Origin of the sequence: Nocardia araoensis NBRC 100135, from assembly GCF_000308435.1 — a bacterium.
Lineage (GTDB): Bacteria > Actinomycetota > Actinomycetes > Mycobacteriales > Mycobacteriaceae > Nocardia > Nocardia araoensis.
In genome coordinates, this window is the sequence record NZ_BAFR01000303.1 from 1 (window position 1) to 4798 (window position 4798).

Here is a 4798-nt window from a genome sequence, read left to right on the forward strand (position 1 = left end):
GAATGGCAGCTGCGCCCGCTCGATCCCAAGGCTAGCAGGGGAGTGGGACCGCGGTGGGTGTTGCGGCGCGCGAACGATGCCGAACACCTGAGGCCACCACTGCGCGGCGTCACGCGGCGCCGACGACACTCATAACCATCGAATCGCCGCAACCATCGGCATGTGCACCCGACCGGAAACGGCGATGGCTCGTGCGATCGGTTCTCGCGCGGGTCAGTTGTGCGGCACCATTGCCTGCATCACGAGAACGTTGTACGGCCGTGGAGGGTATTTGAAGGTGTAGGCGGTGATGATGCGGTTCTCGTAGCGCTCGGTCTGAGGGTCCCAGAGGAAAATGCGCTGGTTGAGCACGTGCTCGTCGGTGGCGCGGATCCTGGAGAGCTCGGGCCATTCGGGTGCCTGCTCGCAGGAAGCGATGATCTGCTGGATGCGCCGCTCGGGGATCCGGCCGGGCGCGACAACGAGGAAGGCGTTGGCCATGACGATGGCCCGCTCCTCCCAGTTCCTGATGACCTTCTTCGCAGCGGGATCCCGGACCACCCACTCGAGCAGATTCGGCCGCACCTCGGCGTCGGGCGCGGGGGCAACAAGTCCGGGGAAGCGAGTCAGTAGCGGTTGGTTGGCGGCGTACAGGTCGAAGGCGTCGTCGTGGTAGCAGGCGGGATCGAGGTTGTGGTCCAAGCCGAGCTGATCGTCCGGGGTGACCACGGGCGCCATATCCCAGTTGAGCTGGTTGAGCAGCGGCTGTGTCAGCGCGGCGTACTTGGGTCTTCGCCACTGCGGAACCTCGAGGCCGTTCAAGAACGCCTCGAGTGTCTCGGCCGAAGGAGTCCGTCCTTGGCGCTCCCACGCGTAGATGAGGGTCTTGGAGACCTTCACGATCTGGGCAGCTTCTTCGCGCGTCAGATCCGCAGCTTCGCGCTCGGCCCGCAGTAGCTTGGCCAGCACGGGTAGATCGTCATCGTCAACCATTGAATCCGCCTTTGCTCGGCTTCCAGCAGCCCGTGGGAGCGTGCGCGGTACATCGTCAGGGGTGCAGACTCGCGAGACGCTTCGTGGCTGCCTAACAGGCCAGGCTAAGGCAAAGGCACCAATCGTCTCTCAATGAATCGGTGGCTGGTGGCCTGAACGTGGCGCAAATCATATTGGTGCACAACAAGTTTCATCTGATCCCGATAGTGTGATGAGTTGAGCGGGATGTGCCGGCCGATCTAGTCATCGATGAAGATGTCGTTGGTCAGCGGACCGGTGCCCGGAGTTGCGCGGTAGCTGTCCAGATCGGCTATTCCATGGGCGACAAGTACTTCCTCGTCGAGCATCAGCTCGCCGGTGCAGGTCGAGCGTGTGAGCATCAGCAGTGCCGCATCGGCCATGACCCACACGTTGCGCGAGGTTGCGGCGACCTGGTCGCCGCCGATCTTGTTCCGCACGGCCGCGGTGTCGATCGTGGTACGCGGCCACAACGAATTGACCGCGATGCCCTGATCAGCGAGTTCCTGTGCCAGCCCGATGGTCAGCAATGAGGTGCCGTACTTGCTGACGGTGTACCCGGCGAACCTGCCGATCTGCTCCCGAGCCAGGTTGATCGGTGGCGAGATGTTCAGGACCTGCGGTGCTCGGCCGGCTCGCGCCGAGTCCTGGAGCGCTGGCAGGCACAGCTTGGTCATCAAAAGCGTTGCGCGGCAATTGATGTCCTGCATGTGATCGTATTGGTTCATTGTCAGTGTGATCGCTGGTGTGGGCTCGATCACCGCCGCCACGTTCAGCAGCATGTCAATACCGCCGAACCGGTCTATGGTCAGCTGCACGGCATCCGCCATCGCCTTGTCGTCGCGCACGTCGGCGGCGATGGGCAGGATATCCCCGCCTGCGGCCTCCGCCTCTGCGGCCATGGTATGGATCGTGCCGCTGTACCTGGGATGCGGTGTGGTCGTGCGGCCGATCATCGTCACGTTGGCTTCCTCCGCAGCCAGCCGTATCGCGATCGCAGCACCGATTCCTCGGCTAGCTCCAGTGACGATCGCTGTCTTGCCGGCCAGCAGGCTCGAAGACACTTCACCTAAGGACATCAGATCCCCCATCTGCGCATGATCGACTTCTCGCACACTAACGGCTGACCATGCTCAGTGGCGGGTGCGTAGGTATCAACGATTGTGATATTGACGCCCGGCGGCGGGGCGGCAAAGGTTGAGCAGAAAGGACCACCGGGCTGCAGCAACACTGTTGCCGCCCAGGGGATCCAAGGCAAATTGCGGGGGCAATCGTTGGTCGTGCCTCCCGCGCTCACCATATCGGAGGTCAGTGCATGAGAGGGGGAGTTCGCTTGAACCGGCATCCAGCACATCGCCAGCCAAGACGCAGCACGCAGCCGAGCATACCGACGCTGTCGATGACATGCTGGATGATCAGAAATCACCTGGGGCTGTCGCGCGCCGGCAGCTACGAGCGCACCAGGGTCAGTGCTTCTTACCTGAGTCAAATCGAGAGCGGCGAGCGAGTACCCAGCTTGGAAACGCTTGACAAGCTCATCCGGGGGTACCGACTCGATAGCGCGCAAGCACGTCACCTTCTCGAGCTTCGCGCGCCCGCGGAGGATCTTGCCCCCGCCAAGGAACTTCGTCGGCTCGTGTGCGACAACGACCGCCTGATGACCCATATCCATGCCCTCGAGGAACGGGGAGTGCTCGGGGCCTACATGGATCCCATGTGGAACGTCTTGGCCTGTAATGGTTCGTTCCGGTCAGCACTACCAGGGCTGGATGCCAGCGAGTCGGTGCCGGTGTGGCTGTTCAGTCCGGCTGCAAGAGACATCGTGATCGATTGGGATCGTGAGGCCGCGCACTCGGTCGCAACCACCAAGGCGGTATTGGGACGCTACCGGACGTCGGAGCAGGCCCGAGAGATGATGCGACAGCTGCGTCCCAATAGTACGTTCGCTCGGCTATGGGCCAGCAGCATCAGCATCTCCTACGGCCGGGGCACCGGTGACCAACTCCACTGGCGCGACGCCGATACCGGCGAGGCGATGTCCTATAGCCTCACCATGTCCGAGATCAGTCAGACCGGAGACGTACTGCTGCTTACCGCCCTTCCGGTGCCATACTGCGGGCCGAACGTCGAGGTGGCCTAGACGCTGCTTCCGGTGAGAAATGACGTGGGTAGTGATTGTCGGCGCTGCCGGGTGCGCCCACGAATGCCGCTTCGCGACGAGCGCGGATGTTCGTGGTCTGCCGGCAGCAGTGGACTGTCTATCTCATCGAATTACTCGTATCGGCTGCGCGGGTACTATAAATCCGCGAGTCTCGTAGTCGCCACCAGTTCGTCGTCATCGAAATCTCGAGCCCGTATCTGCACTGGCGACAATGTCAGGCAGGTGTGAGATATGAGTGAGGACGCAAACGGGGGATCAGCGGACCCGTCGGCGTGCAGCGCCGAGAATCAGCCGCTTGAGCCGACATATCCCGTCGAGGCAGGCGCTCAAGCGTTGCGGAAATCCACACGCTGGTATGAAGAACAGCTGCGGAAGGGACGTCTGCCAGGTCATAAGGCCGGTCGGTCGTGGTACCTGACCGCAAGCGACATCGCTGCAGCAATTCAGTCGACCGCCAGCCATCCGCGCTCCCGCTCGGTGCCGGATCTTGCGAAACCGCAAACAGCCGATCGCCGACGTCCGACTCGTAGGCGGAGACAACGCCGCCGCCCTGTACCGCCACAACGCGGTTTCCAATAGTTGGCCGCCCTTTCATGGCTCATGTCAGCAGTACGAGGACGTGCAGTTGATGCCATGACTCCAAACTGCATCAGTACGCGCGTCAATGCGCGTTACCTGCTGCGGCTATCCCTTGTAACAGAGCTTTCCGGACGCCTGCTGCTTCGATCGTTGGCCCCTGCGCGCTGATCGGTAAGGCGCCGCATCGGCTCGACATATCTACCTCACTGTGGCGAACTTGAGTCGTTCCTGTGTCAGACGGTCCGGGTGTACAAAGAATTTCGGTTACCGCTGGCTGCGTAAAACGGTTCGAAACGTCCCAGGTTGTCGCCCACTTTGCAAGTTCACGCTGGCTGCGTTAACGCAAATTCGGTGGGCCGAAACACTGGATTTCGCTGCATAGGACAGGTTTTGATGGATACGCAAGTTCGACCGTTGAAAGGAAACTGATGGACCCATTAGTCATTCTGGGATGGGTGAATACCGGCCTGTCTGTGCTCGCCAACGGATTGTCCCTGGCGGGCCAGGCTCTGGCGCTCATCCTTCCCTTCATCTGACCGTCTCGCCTCGAGATGCTGCCTCCCAGCAGTGATTCGCTGCTGGGAGGTCGGCGGCGGAACAGTCGCGCTAGGCGCAATCCAAGATTCGGATTTTTCTTATACCTACCAGACGGGGGTTTATTCGGCATGCGCAAGATCAGAGAACTTACTGGAGCCGTCTATAGTGACGACGCAGTACACGAGGATCACGACAACAACGCGCCCTGGGGGCGAGGCTGCCCGAGCAGCCTTGGCCGCAGTAGCCGGGCGATCTTGGCGGCCGTGGTGCCCGCGGCGATGATGGCCGCCGCAGGCACCGCCACGGCGAGCCAGAACCTTGCCGCGATCGCTGATCAGCCCGGCGTGACCAGCCCGGTGCAGCCCGGCACAACCGCTCCGCCTCCGCCTCCTCCACCGGCACAGGAGCCCGAGCCGGGAACCGTGCCGTCGGAGCCCGCGCCCCCGATCTACTACTCGCAGCCGCCGGAGGTACGCAACACTGCACCGTCGCGTCCGGCGCCGCCACCTGAGGAACCGGTGGAGCCGGTCC

General features: G+C 62.4%; 3 protein-coding genes and 1 pseudogene. 2 read left to right on the plus strand and 2 right to left on the minus strand.

What is annotated here, in order from left to right:
• Positions 1-213: 213 nt before the first annotated feature.
• Entirely contained in the window at positions 214-972 is a 759-nt protein-coding gene (locus ON21_RS30735) for a helix-turn-helix domain-containing protein (protein WP_039803819.1), read from the minus strand.
• Between the two features lie 239 nt (positions 973-1211).
• The gene (locus ON21_RS30740) at positions 1212-2081 is read right to left on the minus strand and encodes an SDR family oxidoreductase (RefSeq protein WP_245562801.1); all 870 of its coding nucleotides are present in this window, start codon (positions 2079-2081) and stop codon (positions 1212-1214) included.
• Positions 2082-2401: 320 nt separating this feature from the next.
• Between ON21_RS30740 and ON21_RS30745 the strand changes: the two genes are divergently transcribed.
• Both ON21_RS30745 and ON21_RS39735 read left to right on the plus strand, forming a co-directional pair.
• Positions 2402-3130: a helix-turn-helix domain-containing protein gene (locus tag ON21_RS30745; RefSeq protein ID WP_039803821.1), complete on the plus strand. Its 729-nt coding sequence runs from the start codon at positions 2402-2404 to the stop codon at positions 3128-3130.
• A gap of 1265 nt (positions 3131-4395) precedes the next feature.
• Positions 4396-4798, plus strand: a pseudogene (locus tag ON21_RS39735) (hypothetical protein); the annotation flags it as partial.